Below are 18,123 nucleotides of genomic sequence, written 5' to 3' on the forward strand. Positions count from 1 at the left end.
CTTATTATTTATTCACACCTTTCTTGAAACAAAAAATCATCCGGAGATGATTTTTTAAGATTTTTGTACTTGAGCTTCTTTACCTGAGTTGTCTGAATAAATTCATAAATGTGTTCAATATTTAGCAGGTTTGTTAACATCATCATTGAACAATGCCTTTTCTGCATCAAATTGTTCACGAGTCATTAATTGTGGAACCATTTTAGCTCCAAACAAACGATATTGACTAGAACCAGTTGGAAACGCTGGTCTTGTAAAGGGATTAGTATATGAAAGATAAATCATGGTTGGTCCGACATTAGTATGTGATGGCAAAATTAAATTAGATTTTAAAATTCCATCATATTCTGCCTTGGCAAATTCTACAAAACGATCAGGATATTTTCCAACCGAATCTGTACCTTCCACTTCATTTGTAAATTGTTCAAGAGCAGTTCTCAAATCTTCAAAAGCTGCTGCTTTTCCCGAAGCTTTTAACTTATCATTGGCTTTTAATTTAGTGTTTTTATCATTATTACTTTGTTCTTTATCAAAAATTTTGGTAAAACGTTGTTTTGCATTATAGTCACCATCATAAGTCACTGTGTGTAAAAAATTATAAGTATCAGAGTAGTCAGGAGTTCAACCAACGGTTGCCATATCATAATTTCCTTTATTAAATAATGTTGTTAAATTAGCCACATCAGTTGATTCAACTTTTTCAATTTGAATAGGGTTGCCTGCAACTTTGTTAAATAATCCCAGCATATTTCCGACATTTATATTGACAGTTGTGGCGGTGGTTCCACTCATTAAATATTTAAATGTGACAGATTCCTTATCAATAGCTTTTCTTAGATCAGCTCTGACCCTTTTTTGGAAAATGTTAATTTTTTGTGGTTCATATTTAGTATATAATTTAGCGTTTTTGGCAGCTTCTACAGTAGGAGCAGCATCAATTTCTTGGTTTTGTTGATTGACAATGCCAATAAATTCATCATAAATTGCTTTGTTTTCACCAGCTGTTGCATCTTTTTGCAGTGCTTGGATAGCTAGTAAATCATTACGACGTAATGGATCAAAACCATCTTTTAAATTGTTACTAAATGCATAACGTTTATCAAAATTATCTGTCTTTGCATCTGTAAGAGGTGCTGAAATTTCTTTCATTTTTTCAAGATAAACTTTGTTCATACTTTCAGTATAATCATGTATTTCTCCATCTTGAGCTATATATGATGAAAAGCCAGGAGAAGTATAACTATTTCTTAAATATTTAGAAATCATTTTTCCGTCTTGATCCTTGTTGTTATTAGGACCATCAGCCGCATCAGAAAAGTATCTTGCTAATTCTGAACGTTCTAACATATATGAAAGATAAGCTCTGACTGAATTTTGAGCAAGTGCCACTGATGAATCTTGAATTTGATTTTCTTGTGGTCCAAGATTTGCATAATTATAAACAGTAAAGAATGAACTAGTACTTGGTTTACGAACTGCATGAGCACCTGTAAAAATAGGATTATCAAAATCTGGACCAACATATTTTTCTCATCCAGCTAAGTCAGTTGATTGGACAGCCATTTCAGAAACATCTCCTGCTTCAAAAAATAATCTTGGTTTTGAAACATCAATCCCTGAAACAAATGAATAAATTTGTTGTTTAATATATGTTTTGTCTTTATTGAAATAAAATGGATTAGTTTTAAATTTTAAAACTGTATTTGGACCATTTTCTTCAACAAGATAAGCCCCAGATGATCAAACATTATCTCAAGTATTACCATAGTTATAACTAGAATGTTTTGGTTGAGTGTAATCAACAGCTATTGGGGGCATTGGAGCAAAAGCCACAAATCCGGCAATTGACTCAAAATAAGGAGCTGGTTTTTGCAAACGAACAGTTAAGTTGTAAACTTCCTTATTACTAGTTGCAGATTGACCATTTTTGGCAGCAGTTACAATTATTGCTTCATTTCTTTTTTCACCAAGTGCAGTTCCGCGAATAATTCCACCTTTTGTGAAACTTTCCTTAACTACTTTGTCATGATCAGCTTGATTCAAATTAGCAATCTCGATAATTTTGTCCTTAGTGGATTCATTAATTAATGGTCCTTTTTCTGTACGTACAGATTTACCAAATTGTTTTCTTCAATCAAAAGCATGATCTGGATTTTTACTTCCATCTTCATTAAATTCCTTTTGACGATTTTCACCACCATTAGCATCTAATCATAAACCATATTGTAAGTTGTAATATAAGATAGCAGCATCTACAGCTCGTACAGCACGAGCTTGAATTCCTTCAGTAGAATCCTCAATATGATTATTATCAAATTGTTCTGGATAATCTTTAATTAATTGTCCAATAAATTTTAACAACCCATCACCTTCAGCAACCATAGAAGATCAAATTGCCTGTGTTTGTGATTGATTGTAATTATTCATGACAAAACGTAAAGCATCAAAAATTCCTTTAGCACCAATTTGACCTTTTTCTTCATATTCAGTTCATGAATTCTTTTTTAGACCAGTTCATGTGGCTTCATCACGAACATCAAAATATCATTCAGTTTTATTTTTATCATGTCCTCATCATCTTGCTAAACTACCTTCTCATTCATCGTGAGCATTTGGTGTTAGCAAAGTGTCTTGCATTTGGGTAATCATTTGAGAATCAGATGCTTCAATACTAGTTCCCGATGATCATGATGTCATTGGACTTGAAAAAATAGCACGATAAATTTCAGTATCAACTGTTCGTTTTAACAACTTTTCTTTGGTTAATGGTCCACAAGCCACAACCATTGTCGTCATCGACGAAACAAGTCCGATTGCTGCTATTGCTGAAAGTAATTTTTTCATAATTTGACCCCCTTCTTATTTATTTTTACAAATAGATTTATATTTTTTTAGTTCGCGTTCATTGGCATAAACATAATGTCCATTAGCAACTTCTGCTCATTGTGGGAAATCTACAATGTAATCAGCATGTTCAGTTGCTGGATCATATTTAAAATGTATTTTTTTCTTTTCTTGTTCTGGATTTGGCAATGGAATGGCACTCAATAAAGATTTTGTATATGGGTGCAATGGATTGGCGAACAATTCATCAGCTTCAGCTAATTCCACAATATCTCCTCGATAAATGACAGCAATTCGACTTGAAACAAATCGCACAACACTTAAATCATGAGCAATGAAAACATAAGTTAATTCAAATTCTTTTTGAAATTTGGCCAATAAGTTCATGACTTGCGCACGAATAGAAACGTCTAATGCTGAAATTGGTTCATCAGCAACAATGAAACTCGGTTTCATTACGAGTGCACGAGCAATTCCAATTCTTTGACGTTGACCCCCACTAAATTCGTGTGGATAACGTGAGAGGTGTTCAGGAAGCATCCCGACAGTGGTTAATAATTGTAAAATTAAAAACTTTTTCACTGCTTTAGGTTGGACATCTTCTGGTTCAATTCATTCTGCTTCTGGTTTATCGTGATTTACTCATTGTAAGTATGTTTCAATTGCTTCTTTACTTTTATAAAGATGCGGAAAGTTTTCCAAACCTTCAGCAATAATTTGTTCAACAGCCATACGATCATTTAAAGATGAGGCTGGGTCTTGGAAAATCATTTGCATTTGTTGTTTTAAATCATGCTTTTTAGCTTTGTTTGGTAATGTTAAAGTTTTTGATTCTTTAATTGATGTTTGAATTTCTGGCAATTGTAATAAAACTTTCATTTCTTCAAGTTCAGCGACTAATGCCATTTTTTGTTTAGCAGTATTAGAAACAATTCGACGTTCAATCGTTTTGAGATGTTTACGACGCCCTCTGCCACTTGATGATAAATCTAAATTGAAATGATGATTAGTTCTTGCTTGATCCAATAACTCAGAAATTTGTTTATGGTCTTGAACAATTAATTCTAATTGTTGCCCTAAATCACTAAAAAATTTAGAAATAGATTTATATTTACCTTTTAATACTTGATCACGAATTGCCTGCATTTTTTCTAAATTGTGATAGATATTGTTTTCTAAATCTTTCACTTGCAAAATTAATTCGTGTGTTTCTTTTTGGTATTTAATGACTGCTTTTTCTAAGCTGGCATCAATCTCAATATATTGACCAATTTCTTCAGCAAATCTTAATGTTTTCATTTGCAAACGAATAATTTTTAACAAACGTTTTAAATTATCCTTAATTGCTTCTGAAACATAATTTAAATCAGCATCTTTTTTAACTGAAACAATTTTAGTTCCTTTTAAATTGACTCCTTCAGCAATTTTACGATCAATTCCATCAGGATATTCTCTTAATTGTTGAGTTTTTAAATCATAGTATTTTGAATCAATATATTTATGATAAACACGTTTGAATTCTTGGAGATAATCATTTAGACGATTAGAAGTTGTATTTTGATTTAACTTCATAATTTTCATATTGTGAGCAATTTTTAAATTTAAATGGTTGAGGTCTGGTGGTTTACCATGAGCAATTTGGTTGTTAAAATAAATAGTTCCATCAGAAATTGGTTGAATTCCTAAAATAGCACGACCAACCGTTGTTTTTCCTGATCCAGATTCACCAACTAAACCAAAAGTTTCACCTTTATAAACATCGAAACTCACACCTTTTACAGCCTTAACTTTACGACGTCCATGACCAAATTCAATTAATAAATCACGGACTTCTAAAATTGGGTTTAATGCTTTTGTTTTCATACTAATCACCCACCCTTGCATTAATCGTTGCTTGATTCAAACGACTTAATTGTTTTGGTTTTTTGACTTTTGGTGCACGTGGATCCAATAATCAAGTTTTAGCACCATGTGTTGGACTTACTTCAAACATTGGTGGTTCAATTTCATAATCTAAAGCTAAAGCAAAATCATTTCTAGGAGCAAACGCGTCCCCTTTAATATCACTAAATAATGAAGGCGGAGTTCCAGAAATTGAATATAATTCTTCACCTTTATTCCCCAATTGTGGCAATGAACAAAGCAAGGCTCATGTATATGGATGTTGCGCATCAAAGAAAATATCATGAGCTGTTCCATATTCAATAATTTGCCCAGAATACATCACAGCTACTCGATCAGCAATGTTTGCAACCACTCCTAAATCATGGGTAATAAAAATCACTGTCAATTTATATTCTTCTTTAATTTCTTTAATTAATTCTAAAATTTGTGCTTGAATAGTCACATCAAGTGCAGTTGTGGGTTCATCACAAATGAGAATTTTTGGTTTACATGCTAACGCAATTGCAATAACAATACGTTGACGCATTCCTCCAGAATATTTTCCTGGGATATCTTTATAACGTCTTTCAGCATCAGGAATGCCAACTTTTTGCATTAAGTTAATCGCTTCTTTTTTAGCATCATTAAAATTCAAATTTTGATGAACTCGAATAACCTCACTAATTTGTTGACCAACACTTAATAATGGGTTTAACGAAGTCATTGGGTCTTGAAAAATTGTAGCAATAGTTCCACCACGTAATTTTTTCAAATCTTGAGTTGCTTTGATTTTATTTTTGATTGGTGGACGGTTTTGAAATTCTCAAAATTCCTGTAACATGATAATTTCTTCAGTTGCTACTTTTTCTTCTGCTTTAATTGAGGTTAAAATTTCTAGTAATAGAGTTTCAAATTCAGTTAAATAATCTTCATTTTGAAGGTGTTTTAAAACACCTTCAAGAAGTTGATCATCCAAAAGATTTACATCTGTTTGGGTTTTGAAAAACTTCATAATTGGTCTTACTTTATTTCTAGTTCTCAATGAAAGACGGCGGAATGAAGCTAATTCATGATATGCACCATTAATCTCACGATTTAAAAAAGCAATTTCTTCTTGACTATTTTGTAAATCAATTCCTTGTTCAATTTGTTTATTAAGAATGCCAATTTTAGTGTGTGCATGTTTTAAACGATGTTTATTGTATGTTTTAATACTTCTTCTGGCGTCTTTTGGAATTGTTGCACGGTGAAATTTAATTAAGTTAGTTTCGGTTTTGAAATAAGCATTAGTTTCGCTTTTTGATTGTTCATTTGGATAATACATAATTGATCCATTGGCAATATAACCATTTGATTCCAACATGTTGGTTAGTGTTTTTGTCAATACACTTTTCCCAGATCCAGATTCACCAACAATAGCTAAAATTTCGCCATCATAAATATCAAAAGAAACGTTACGGATTGATGTTAACATCTTTGAACGAACTCTGAATTTTACAACAATATCTTTTAATGAAAGAATTTTTCTTTTGTTTTCCATAATGTTTCTCCTTTTCTAACGGTGGTTTTTTGGGTCTAATGAATCAGCAAATACTTTAGCAACAACAAAGAATATAATGGAAACAGTTGTTGTTAAAACAAGTGGAATAATGATTAAGTGTGGGTACACTTCTCAAGTACTTTTAGCCATAATTTCATTTAATATTTTTCCTAATGAAGTTGTTTTTACCCCATCTGTAAAACCAAAACCTAAAAATGATAATGTGGCATCAATCGAGATGGCATTAGGAACAGCAAAGGTTCCGGCTTGAATAATAACTGGGAGAATTTTAGGCATAATATTTTTGGTAATAATTCTTCTAGAACCACTTCCTAATGAAACAGAAGCAGTATTATAATCTGTATTTTTAACTAAGATGATTTGGACTCTCACAGTTGAGGCAATGGCAATTCATGCTTGAATCGAAACCCCAATGATAATGGCGGCAAGTCCAACCTTCATCATAAAGACTACAAATAAGAGCAAAATTAATGAAGGAACTAATGTTAAAAGGTTGGTTAATTGAATAAAGAAGATGTCGGTTTTTCTAAAGTATCCTCAAATTGATCCAATCAAAATTCCCACAAAAATTTGAATAAATGCAATGACAAAAGCAAATGCTAATGTGGTTCTCATTCCAGCTCACATTTTAAGTCACAAATCTTCTCCTTGAACTCCTAGACCAAAAAGAAACTCTCAAGTTGGTAAATGTGGTTTTCCTGAAGTGTGTTCTCCAGTAATTCCGTCAATGTTTGGTTTAATTAGTGGGGTTGCATCTTTTCCTCAAGGTACTGCAATCGCTAAAATAATAAATACAATTAAGATCGTCATCGCCACAATAAATGATGGAGATTTAACTAATAGTTTAAAAACCGATTTTCAATAACTATATGGTTTTGATTTTAAAACTTCACTTTCGGTACTTTTAGCACCAACAACTTTAAATAAAGCAGGATCAATTTTATTGATATCGACGTCATTATTGATAAATTTGGTATTATCTTTTGTTTTCATAAAATTTCTCCTTTTCTAATTTTTAGTCAATGTGACACGTGGATCCATTCAAACCATCATTAAGTCCGAAACCAATGATCCAAAGATACGGACAAATGCTGCAAATGAAACATATCCTAGAATAACAAATGAATCTTTATTTCCTGAAATTGATTTAACAATAAATGAACCCATACCCGGAATTCCTCATTGTTGTTCTGTTAGGATAGAAATCCCAAACAAAGTGACAGCTAAATCAAGAGGGAAAACACGTAAAATTCGAATTCCAGCATTTCTAAAAATGTGAATGTAATAAACACGAGCTTCGCCCATTCCTTTTGATAGAGCAAATTTGGTGTAATCAGCTGTCATTTCATCAATAACATATCGTCTAGTGAAGATAATGGTTTGTGGTGCCATCATAGCTACTAAAGCAACCACTGGTCAAAATTTAGTTCAAAATGATCCAGAATTAAACATTGCTGAATGCCCAAAGACCGAAATACTTAATAAATAAATTCCGATAATAATGACAATTCCTGGAGCTGCAATGAATAAAATAGAAGTTCCATTAATGGCATTATCTGAATGTTTTCCTTTGCGTTTAGCAGCCTGAATTCCTAAAGGCACACCAATCAAATAAGATATAATGACAGCAACAGAGCCAAATGCAAGTGAATAAGGAATGGCATTTGAGAATAATGTCATAACTTCTGAAGTTCCAGGTGTTCCAATACTTGATGAAGAAACAACTCCTAAATAAACTCAAACAGTTTTAGTTGTAGTTGTTAAACCAAGTTCTGCAATTGATTTTCCAGTTAGATTAACAATGTCAGATGCTAATCCAGTAAAATTATCAGCTACAAGAACTGCTGGTACTTCTGGATTAATAGCACCATTAAAGGTAATAGTTACTCCAGTGACAATTGTTTTTGGAATAAAGGGGGTGATGTTTTTTAAATAATTTAATAAACGATCTCACCATGAACCATAAACCCCAAATAATTTCATTCGTTCATCTAAGAAACGTTGGTACCGTTCATCACCTGGTGAACCCAAGCCTAATTTATCAACATTACTTGGCATATAATTATTGACATCGGTGACAGCATTGACTAATAAAAATAAAATGATAATAGCAATCAACAATGTTAAAAGCCCATATAAAATTCGCTTACCTGAATATCCGATTAATGGATGAGCTCTTAAAAATTTATACACATTCGCATTTCAATCTTGATATTTATAATGTAGTTCACGAAGTTTGGATTGTTTTCCGTAGTTTAATTGATCATCTTCAAGCATGAGATTTGTTGAATAAATGTTAAAAGTTTGTTTATTCGAATTTAACTGAGAACCATTCTCATCTTGTGGATTTGTAGAATTTTTAATCATAATTTAACCTCCCAAATATAAAACTATATTTTTATATAACTAACATTAACTAAAATAAAAAACAATACAAGTTTTAAAAATATTGTAAAAATTTCCAAAATATCCACAAAAAAGGGGAGAAATTTCAAAAAAAATTGATGAAATTTTCAAAACCATATTATAATTAAAATAATGTGGTTAAAGATTATCCACCAGACTTTTCTCCATCTTCATTAAGTTAAGAATTTAAATATTAATTTAAAAATACTCATAAAAGAGTAAAATTTTGTTTATAGCTATCCAAGCTAAGCTAGTTTATGATTATTTTAAAGAAAAAGGAAAACATATGGAAAAAAAGCAAACAACAAAAACAATAAAAGATTATCGCCAATCACAAAAAAGAGTTCATACTCAAGAAGTTGATGACATTGTTCAACAAACTTATGAAGGTGCTGATCAAGCGACTAAAGTTTATTTGTATCAACAGAACAAAAAACTTCGTTGATGAGGATGAGTTTTACCAATTATTTTTGCGACAATCGCAACAGGATTATCTTTTTTAATTGGTTGAGCACTTTATTACAATATCAATATCAACGGGATTCATGGCGGATGACATGGAGTTGGATGAGTCAGCGGTTCTTTTCTTGTTGCTTTTGTTTTTGCTTTTATGGTGTTAAGTTGAGTGCGTAATCGCCAAGCTGCTAAACATTTTAATCATAAAGGAAGAAGATACCAATTAACCTTGACTGATTGAGAAGCAAAAATTATCATGTGAAAAAAAATCATCTTCCTGACAGCTTTATGATTAACTTTACCAACTGGTTTAACAATTGGTTTATTATAAAAAATGCCTTGTTTATTCAAGGCATTTTTTAATTTTCTCGATTTTGTTGTTCAACAAAATGAACAACATTTTCAATTTCTTCATCTGATAGATAAGCACCTTGGGCACGGAGTAAGTTACTTGTCCCTGGTGACATGAATAACATATCACCACGACCAATTAGTTTTTCTGCACCTTGGGCATCTAGAATTGTTCGCGAATCAGCCCCAGTTGTCACAGCAAAGGCAATACGGGCCGGAATATTAACTTTAATTGTTCCAGTAATGACATCAACACTTGGTCTTTGCGTGGCGAGAACTAAGTGAATTCCAGCAGCACGTGCCATTTGAGCAATACGCATGATTGATTCTTCAATTATTTTACGGTTAGAATTAGTCATCAAATCGGCTAACTCATCAATAATCACGACAATAAATGGCAATTTATCTTGGGCATTCATTTGTTTACGGTTAAACCCTTCAATGTTTCTCACACTAGCATCTTGGAATTTTTGGTAACGCACTTCCATTTCATGGACAATCATTGCCAATGATCCAATCGCAGATTCAACATCATAAATGACAGGTTCAATCATATGGGGAATTTTTGAGTAAAGTGATAATTCAATTTTTTTAGGGTCAATCATTAAGAATTTAACTTCATCAGGAGTGGCACGCATTAAAATGGAAATAATTAAGGAATTAATCATCACTGATTTTCCAGACCCAGTTGATCCAGCAATTAACAAGTGGGGCATTTTGTTTAACTCGGCCACCAGTGGTTTTCCTAAAACATTTTTTCCTAACACAAAAGTTAATTTAGCATCGTTAGTTTTCGGGATTGATTGCATAATCTCACGCATTGAAACCATGTTAAATTTAGCATTAGCAATTTCGATACCAACTAAATTTTTACCTTGGATTGGTGCTTCAATACGAATATTTTGAGTTGCTAATGCTAACTTGAAATCGTTTTCTAAACTAGTCATGCTATTGACTTTAGTTCCTGGTTCTGGCTGAATTTCAAATTTAGTAACAGTTGGTCCAATAATTGTATTAATGACTTTGGCTTTGATCTTAAATTGTTCAAAAACGCCATCAATTGCACGAGCTTTGAGTACAGCACTTTCTTTATTTTCATAATCATTAGACACATCTTCAGCAATCGTATTTAACAAGGTGATTGGTGGCAATTGATATGGTTTATTGCACTCATTTTCTCGTTCTTCTTCGTCATATAAATGATTAAAGAAAGCTGTGTCACTATCAATTGTATCTTCAGTTATGATATCGTCGACAATTGGTTCTTCAACTTTGATCTCATTATTTTCAACAACTTTGTTGGCGTTTTTTTCCACAACTTTTGGGTCATGAGTTTTTTCAACTTTTTGTGTTACTGGTTTTGGACCAAAGGGAGTCAAGTTAGATTCTCGAGCAAAAAGTTTTCTTGCTTCATTTGGGTCTAAATCACCATAATGAAAATTTGCTTCATTATCTACCACATCAATTACAGCTTGTTCGCTAGGAGGAAGTTCTTTTTTTCTACGTGATTGGAACATGAATGGGGTTTGGTCATTGATTTCTTTTTGGGGTTGTTTTTCATTGGACAATGGCTCTAAGTGATCTAAATTAGCATCTAAATGATCATTGAGTTGAATGTTGTTGTCCATATCATCTAAACGTAATTTAATTGTTTCTTCATTAAATGATGGTAATTTAATTGTCACATCAGCATCAGTAATTTCTTCTGTATTCTGTGGGTCAAAAACATTTAAAGTTTTTCAATGACCCTGTTTTTGTTCATCTTCTTTTTTCTTTTTAGCATTCGGATTTTTTTGTGATTTTAATGAAAGTACACGCAAGGCTTTGCCTTTTCTTTTTGCTTTGGGTTTAAAAAAGAAAAAAGCATCCCCTGTAAAAATTCACACCATATTTAAAAATAAACCAAAGATTGTCAAAATGAAAGCAAAAGGAATTGATAAATAACCCAGAATTCCAGCTAGTAAAGTTCCTAAAACTCCCCCACCACTAAACAAATTGACATAACCATGTGCTGAAATAAAAAATTCCATTTTATCAATTCCGTAATGAGCAGAAAAAATTGAACTATCTTTTCATTGTTCTCAATAAATTCCAAACATTTTAGCTAACATATCTTTTTGTCAAAGACTATCAATGGTGTAGGTTTTTCCAGGTGACCCAACTGCTATTTGTTGATCATAAACTGCAGTCATTAATGAAAGTGAAACAAATAAACATAATAAGGAAGTGGTCACTGCCACCATCACAAGAAAACGTTTTTTAAATTTAAAACGAATTCCAGAATAAATACAAATATCAAGAATAATTAAAATTAAATAAACTGGAAATTTAAATCAACCAAAAATTAAATTAAAAAACACATCATCAAAAAATTGTCCAACAACTGTAATTCTTCCGAGAGAAAAGAAGGTGAAGAAAAATAAGATTAGCCCAGTAACTATCCAAGCGATGGAATCTTTTTTATATTTTTTCTTATGTGTTTGAAAGGCAACCGTTTTGTCATCATTGAAGTCGTGATTAGCAATAATCTCTTCAGCTGTTTCTAAATGGTTTTCTTTTTTTTCATTATTATTGTTCATTTCTCTCCTAGTTTTACATATATAATTTTACAATATTTCAGTTAAAAAAAGGAAACTAATGTTTAGTTTCCTTTATTCCCATTATCGTTGTTTGCATCGTTTGGTTTTTTCAAATTACTTGTATGAGTTGTTCTTGGCTTGAATTTACGGGAATTATTCAAATTTTTTGAAGGTCTGACTTGCGGAACGTAGTTTTTTTCATCTACTTCATTGATAATAACTAGAGTCATTGGTTGCTTCCCAGATTCCGCTTTGACAATCGAACGTACTTTACTAATGATTTCTTTTTTCATTTCATTTAAATCATAAGCACTTGGTGCTTCTTTGTATTGAGTTTGTCCATTGCTGATAATATCTTCAATACCTTTTTGTAATAATTTGAAAATGACACCATCTTCTTTAATGTAAATTACTCCACGCATTTGCATATCAATTAAAGAAACAAGTTCTTTATTACGGCTATCTAAAGTTAAACCAATAATAATGACTCCATCAGTCGCTAATTGTTTTCTTTCATTTAAAACAACATTACCAATATCACCAATTTCAACTCCATTCACATAAACATCATTAGTTTTTTTAATGCTTTCTTCAGCAATTGCTAAATGGTTTTTAGATAAAATTAAAATTTCACCATTATCAATAATTCCAACATTAGTTTTTTCTACTCCAGCATCAATTGCTGCTTGTTCAGCTTTTAAGAAGTCTTTGTATAAAGATTTGATTGGAATAAAGTATTTCGGTTTCATAATTGAAGTCATCATTTTGATATCTTCATAAGAAGCATGCATTGATCAAATACTTTTATCTGATAAAGCAATAATACGTGCATCAGTTCTTGCTAATTCATCAAGAATTTGTGCATGACGTTTTTCTACTCCAGGTGCTGGGGGGGTTGCAATAATCACCACATCTTTTTCAGTAAATTCAATCACTTGTTCATTCCCATTAGCAATTTTTGCCAATTTAGAATAAAGTTGATCACCATTTCCAGCAATAATTAAAACACCATTTTCACTTTGCATGTATTCTTCATTACTAATTAAATCTTCTTTTGTTAAATGAAGATTTTCAAAAATTAAGTTTGATTCTAAAACAGATTTCATAGTATCACCATAAACGGCAATTTGACGACCATTTTCTTTCGCAGCAGCAACAATTTCTCCCACTTTAAAAATATCTTCTTCAAAAATTCCAACAGCAATTCTAGTTTTCTTTTCTTTAAATGGGGCTGCAATATAATTACAAATTGTGTGGTTTGGAACAGTAAAGCCATTTCTTGATGCTGTTTCAGCATCAGAAATTAATGCTAAAACTCCAGCCTCACCAATGTTTGATAAGTGGTTAAAGTCTGTTGAAAAATATGATTGTTCTTGACCATCAATAATGTAATCTCCAGCATAAACAACAATCCCTTTTTCAGTATGGAAAGCATAACCAAATGATTGTGGTGTTGAACTAGTTGTTCTAAAAACATCAATTTTTATTTTACCAATTTTTAAAATATCCTTATCCTTAATAACGTTTAAGTTATTCTCCATATTTTTTAATCGCATTTTTTGAGCTTTAATTTTTAAAACATGACTAGTAATTTCATTACAATAAATTGGTAATTCCATTTCCTTACATAAATAAACAACTGAACCAATGTTATAAGCTGAACAGTTTGAAAGAAATAGTCCTTTAATTCTTTTTTTATTTTCTTTTAAGTATTCGAAGTTAGCAATGACAACATCAACTCCTAAAATTCCTTTATCTGGAAACTTAATCCCTGCATCTAAAATGTATAAGTCTTTATCAATTTCTAAAACGTATAAATTTTTTCCTCTTTCGTCTTGGCCTCCAAGCGCGAAAAATCTAATATCTGACATAATCAAAAATCCTTTCTTAGGTTTTACTATTGAAGATTATTATTTCAAGTAGTTATAAATAGTGTCAAATCGCGTTATCCGTTAGATTTGAATATGTATAGATATTATAAATTGAAAAATGCAAAAGTCCAATGAAAAAAACCATAATTTTTATCTTCGTACGATAATCACAACACATTCCAAGAATTTATGAATTCTTGGAATGTGTTCAAAATATCAATGTGTAATTTAGTTAATACAAAATGAAATACTTTATTTTTAAAGCGACATCTTTAAATTAATGTATTCTTATCTTATGCTTGTTTGGGTTAATATTTTTATTTAATTGGAAATTTTTGGTTGACCATTTTCTTGTAAAAATTTTATGATTTTTTGATCATTTTTAGTTATTGTTCAATAAAAGATACCTTTTATTAATAACAAATATATTAAAGAAAAAAGTAGGAAAAAGATACCTAAAAAAACCCAAAACATTGTTAATAATAATGTTGATGCAAATTTTTCATGCCAACTGTGAGCCATAAAATATGGTAAACATGCACGCGAAGCATATAAAAATGTAAATGGTGGCATGATTTTATGTTTATAATTAGATGACTCTTTAGAAAAATCTTCTGCAATATCTTCAAAAATTTTAAAATACATTTTTTTGGTTATAAAAAGAGTTGAAATCACTCTATAAGCAGAGATGGTTTTATTATCTTTATTTAAAAAATATGCTTTTACTAAAATACCTATTAAATTTAAAAAAATAATCATTATTAATGCCATTAAAACACCCACAATAATAAGAGCATAATCTTTTTGTAGTTTTAATATTAAAAAAACCTCAATTTTAACCATTATTAAAAACAAGACAAAAACATTAATAGAATAAATTTTGAGCCATCGTTTAAATTTTTGAAATTGTGGAACCAAAATTTCAAAGTTTTCTTTATTTATCACCTCTTCTAAATTGCCATTGATTAAATGCTCATTTTCAATAATTTTTAATTTTTGTGTTTGAGATAAGTTTTTATAATAGAAAAAGTTTTCAATTGTTACTTTTTTTAGTTCATTCAAACCAACTTGTTTTTTATTGATATTAATGCTATTAACACCAAGTCTTTCCATTCACAGAATAAAAAGACTGACATTTTTTAAATAAGCAACAAATATTTTCAGTTCCTTAATTTGTTTGTTTTTGTTTGATAATTTCATCAGTTTTTTCTTGCATTTTTGTACATGAGAACTTAACATTCCTTCAGTTATTTCAATTTTATCTTTGGAAAATAGAGAGTCAGAAAGTCAAGCAAATCATGGTACATAAAACAACAACATTAACCGATTGGGATTTTTAAAAGAAATTAAGTTTGATTGACTAAAATTAATGTTGAAGTTAAAATTTTTTGGAGATAATTTCTTTGCTGATTCTAGATCATTATGAGAATATAAATTATTTTTAGATCAAATCAATTTATTATTTTTTCATAAAACTCATAGACTAATAAATACATGCAAAGACAAAAGGAAACCACTTATTGAAAAATAGACTATTATTTGCTCGTTTGTTGATTTATTTCAAAAAAATATCCAACAAGTAAATATTATAAAAATTAATAAAGATAAAAATAAAAATAAAAAATAGTAGATTAAGTATTTCGCTTTTTCGGTTTTTAAATATAAAGGAAATTCACTAAAATTTATTTCTTCGTTAAACACATTATAAATTACTTTGGTTTGTCTATATATATGTGTGCAAATAAAAGTGGAAAAAATACAAAATACTGTCAACCCAAAATAAAGATTTATAAGAAGAATTGTCATAGCCACTCCTTTCTTAAGGACAATATGCCAATATTATCCTCTATATAATTAATTTTGAATTATATATTTAAGTTTGTTGACTCAAGCACCAACTTAGTATAATTCAAGTTTCTTATCAATGTTATGAACATTACCGCAATTTTTCCTTTGATATTATAAGTGTCAGCATTGGTAAAGGCATTAAGAAAAGATGAAATTGAATTCATTTGTTATATCTTTGAGTTACAAAAACATTTTTGCTTAAAAATTTTTGATTTAATTTCATCTTTTACCTCATAAAATATTTTATTGCTAAAATGCTTATTAAGCATAATTTTGGCAAAAAATTTGTGATTATCATACGATTATGTCATAAGTTTATCACATGTAGTTTACAAGCGAAAATGTCAGTAAAATCAAAAAAATTAGAGAAGTCTTTTTAATTTCGAATGTTTATTGATCAACGCTTTAATTGTGAAGTTTTTTAAGCATAATTTTCAGTAATAAAATGTTAAAAATTCTTTTTTCCTATTCAAAAAACAACAAATTTTACTGTTTTTTGTGCTTTAATCGGTAAAAAATTAATTTTTTAACCAAAAACATTGTAGAATAAAAGTAGCCATAAAGTTTATCTTTATGGTGGGCCTTGGGTGTAACCCCTAAGGGGTAACTAGTCGAATTGATTAGCGCATTAACTAGACCGTAACCACATTGACCGCTAAATAGTCAATGATGAATAACAAACCAATAATCGTGGTATGTTAAAATTTATTTAGATAGAACAACTTTTAAAAAGTTGTTTTTTTAAGAAACAAAAGCAAGAACAAACAAAAATGCCCAATCATTGGGCATTTTTTAATTTGTTTAATTATTCAATAATTTCTTTAATGGTTTTTTCTGCAAAAGGTTTATCAACTAAGATAAATGTTGTACGAGCCATTTTATCTCAGTTTGTTTCTGGAGTTTTATTAGTTAATAAAGTCATCACAACATCACCTTTTTTAACTTTTTCATCAGAAATTTTATTTAAATAAATTCCGGCAGCATGATCCATATGATCTTCTTTAGATTTTCTTCCGGCCCCTAATTCAATAGCTAAGAATCCTAATTGTTGAGCATCAACAAATTTTAAATAGCCATCTTGCTCAGCTTTAATTTCGATATGGTGCTTGGTTGAGAAGTTTTTGTCGTAATTATTCATTACACTTCAATCTCCACCTTGAGCAATAATCATATCACTTAAGTAATGAGCAGCTTCACCAGTTTTTAATTTATTCATGACTGATGCTTTAGCTTCATCTAAAGTTTTAAATAACCCTGCTTTCACCAATGTAATTGCAACAGCAGTAGCTGATACTTCAATCACATCATGACTACCTCCACCATTTAGTGTTTCTCAAGCTTCTTTGATTTCAATCGCATTTCCAATTGTACGTCCTAAAGGTTTGTCCATATCAGTGATTAAAGCAACAACTTTACGGTTATATGCTTTCCCAATTTCAACCATTGCTTTGGATAATGCAATTGCAGTTGGTACATCTTTCATAAATGCACCAGACCCAACTTTAACATCTAAAACAATGGAATCAGCATCAATCACTAATTTTTTAGACATCACTGAAGCAGCAATTAAGGGAATTGAATCAACCATTTCCACGGCATCTCTTAAAGCATAAATTTTTTTGTCAGCTGGAGCAATATTGGCACTCGCCCCAATAATACTTAAACCAGTTTTTTCCACAACATCAATAAATTCTTTTTCTGATAATTCTGCTTTTCAACCAGGAATTGATTCTAATTTATCAATTGTTCCACCAGTTGACCCTAAGGCACGTCCAGATAATTTAGCAACTTTAATTCCATAAGAAGCAACTAAAGGTGAAAAAATAAATGAAATTTTATCACCAACTCCACCAGTTGAATGTTTATCTGCTTTTCAACCTTTGATTGAACTTAGATCATAAGTTTTTCCAGATTCAAAACAAATTCCAGTTAAATCAGCAGTTTCTCTAGGAGTCATACCTTTAAAATAAACTGATGCTAAAAAAGCTGCCATTTGATAATCAGTCACTTCCCCTGATAAAAATGCATCAACCATTCACTTGATTTCGGGTTTGGCAAGCTCTTTACCTTCTTTTTTGCGTGTAATAATATTTTTAAATGAATATTCCATTTCTTCTCCTTTTTTATTTTATTATCTCATTAACAGCAACTTACAAGAAAATTTTTCGAAAATTCCTTATTTTTTGGAAATTTTATTTTTAAATTAAATTTCAAAAAGTTTTTTTAAAAAGTGAAAGTGCTTTTTAATTTATCAAAAATCATTGCAATAAAAAATTCCACACCAAATAATGAAAATAGAGAAATTTTATTCATTAACAATAAT

General features: G+C 30.4%; 10 protein-coding genes. 1 reads left to right on the forward strand and 9 read right to left on the reverse strand.

The window, feature by feature from the left end:
* Nucleotides 1–54: 54 nt before the first annotated feature.
* The 5 genes from oppA to oppB are packed head-to-tail and all read right to left on the reverse strand — an operon-like array spanning nt 55 to nt 8,656.
* Nucleotides 55–2,844 carry an oligopeptide ABC transporter substrate-binding protein OppA gene (oppA, locus tag P695_RS0101380; RefSeq protein ID WP_028126520.1) on the reverse strand — a complete coding sequence of 930 codons (2,790 nt, stop codon included), beginning with the start codon at nt 2,842–2,844 and terminating at the stop codon, nt 55–57.
* Between the two features lie 15 nt (nt 2,845–2,859).
* A complete protein-coding gene (locus P695_RS06385) occupies nt 2,860–4,707 on the reverse strand; it encodes an ATP-binding cassette domain-containing protein (RefSeq protein WP_028126521.1) in 1,848 nt (615 codons plus the stop codon).
* A gap of 1 nt (nt 4,708) precedes the next feature.
* Nucleotides 4,709–6,268, reverse strand: coding sequence for an ABC transporter ATP-binding protein (locus P695_RS0101390; RefSeq protein ID WP_028126522.1), 1,560 nt, complete (start codon nt 6,266–6,268; stop codon nt 4,709–4,711).
* A 15-nt stretch (nt 6,269–6,283) separates the two neighbouring features.
* A complete protein-coding gene (gene oppC / locus P695_RS0101395) occupies nt 6,284–7,282 on the reverse strand; it encodes an oligopeptide ABC transporter permease OppC (protein ID WP_028126523.1) in 999 nt (332 codons plus the stop codon).
* Between the two features lie 15 nt (nt 7,283–7,297).
* A complete protein-coding gene (gene oppB / locus P695_RS0101400; RefSeq protein WP_051437301.1) occupies nt 7,298–8,656 on the reverse strand; it encodes an oligopeptide ABC transporter permease OppB in 1,359 nt (452 codons plus the stop codon).
* Nucleotides 8,657–8,981: 325 nt separating this feature from the next.
* Between oppB and P695_RS0101405 the strand changes: the two genes are divergently transcribed.
* Complete coding sequence (locus tag P695_RS0101405; protein ID WP_104207559.1) at nt 8,982–9,482, forward strand: hypothetical protein; 501 nt, start codon at nt 8,982–8,984, stop codon at nt 9,480–9,482.
* Nucleotides 9,483–9,510: 28 nt separating this feature from the next.
* Here the strand turns inward: P695_RS0101405 and P695_RS05830 are convergent, their stop codons facing one another.
* From P695_RS05830 to P695_RS0101435, 4 genes are all read right to left on the reverse strand, one after another.
* On the reverse strand, nt 9,511–12,081 hold the full coding sequence (locus tag P695_RS05830; protein ID WP_051437303.1) for a DNA translocase FtsK: 2,571 nt from the start codon (nt 12,079–12,081) through the stop codon (nt 9,511–9,513).
* A gap of 62 nt (nt 12,082–12,143) precedes the next feature.
* Entirely contained in the window at nt 12,144–13,952 is a 1,809-nt protein-coding gene (locus P695_RS05295) for a ribonuclease J (RefSeq protein WP_169728734.1), read from the reverse strand.
* A gap of 321 nt (nt 13,953–14,273) precedes the next feature.
* Nucleotides 14,274–15,758, reverse strand: coding sequence for a hypothetical protein (locus tag P695_RS06045; protein WP_146063642.1), 1,485 nt, complete (start codon nt 15,756–15,758; stop codon nt 14,274–14,276).
* Nucleotides 15,759–16,605: 847 nt separating this feature from the next.
* Nucleotides 16,606–17,910 (reverse strand): thymidine phosphorylase, encoded by a 1,305-nt coding sequence (locus P695_RS0101435; protein WP_028126527.1) that lies wholly within the window; start codon nt 17,908–17,910, stop codon nt 16,606–16,608.
* Between the last annotated feature and the right edge of the window lie 213 nt (nt 17,911–18,123).

Origin of the sequence: Williamsoniiplasma lucivorax ATCC 49196, assembly GCF_000518285.1 — a bacterium.
Taxonomy (GTDB): Bacteria; Bacillota_I; Bacilli_A; order Mycoplasmatales; family Mycoplasmataceae; genus Williamsoniiplasma; species Williamsoniiplasma lucivorax.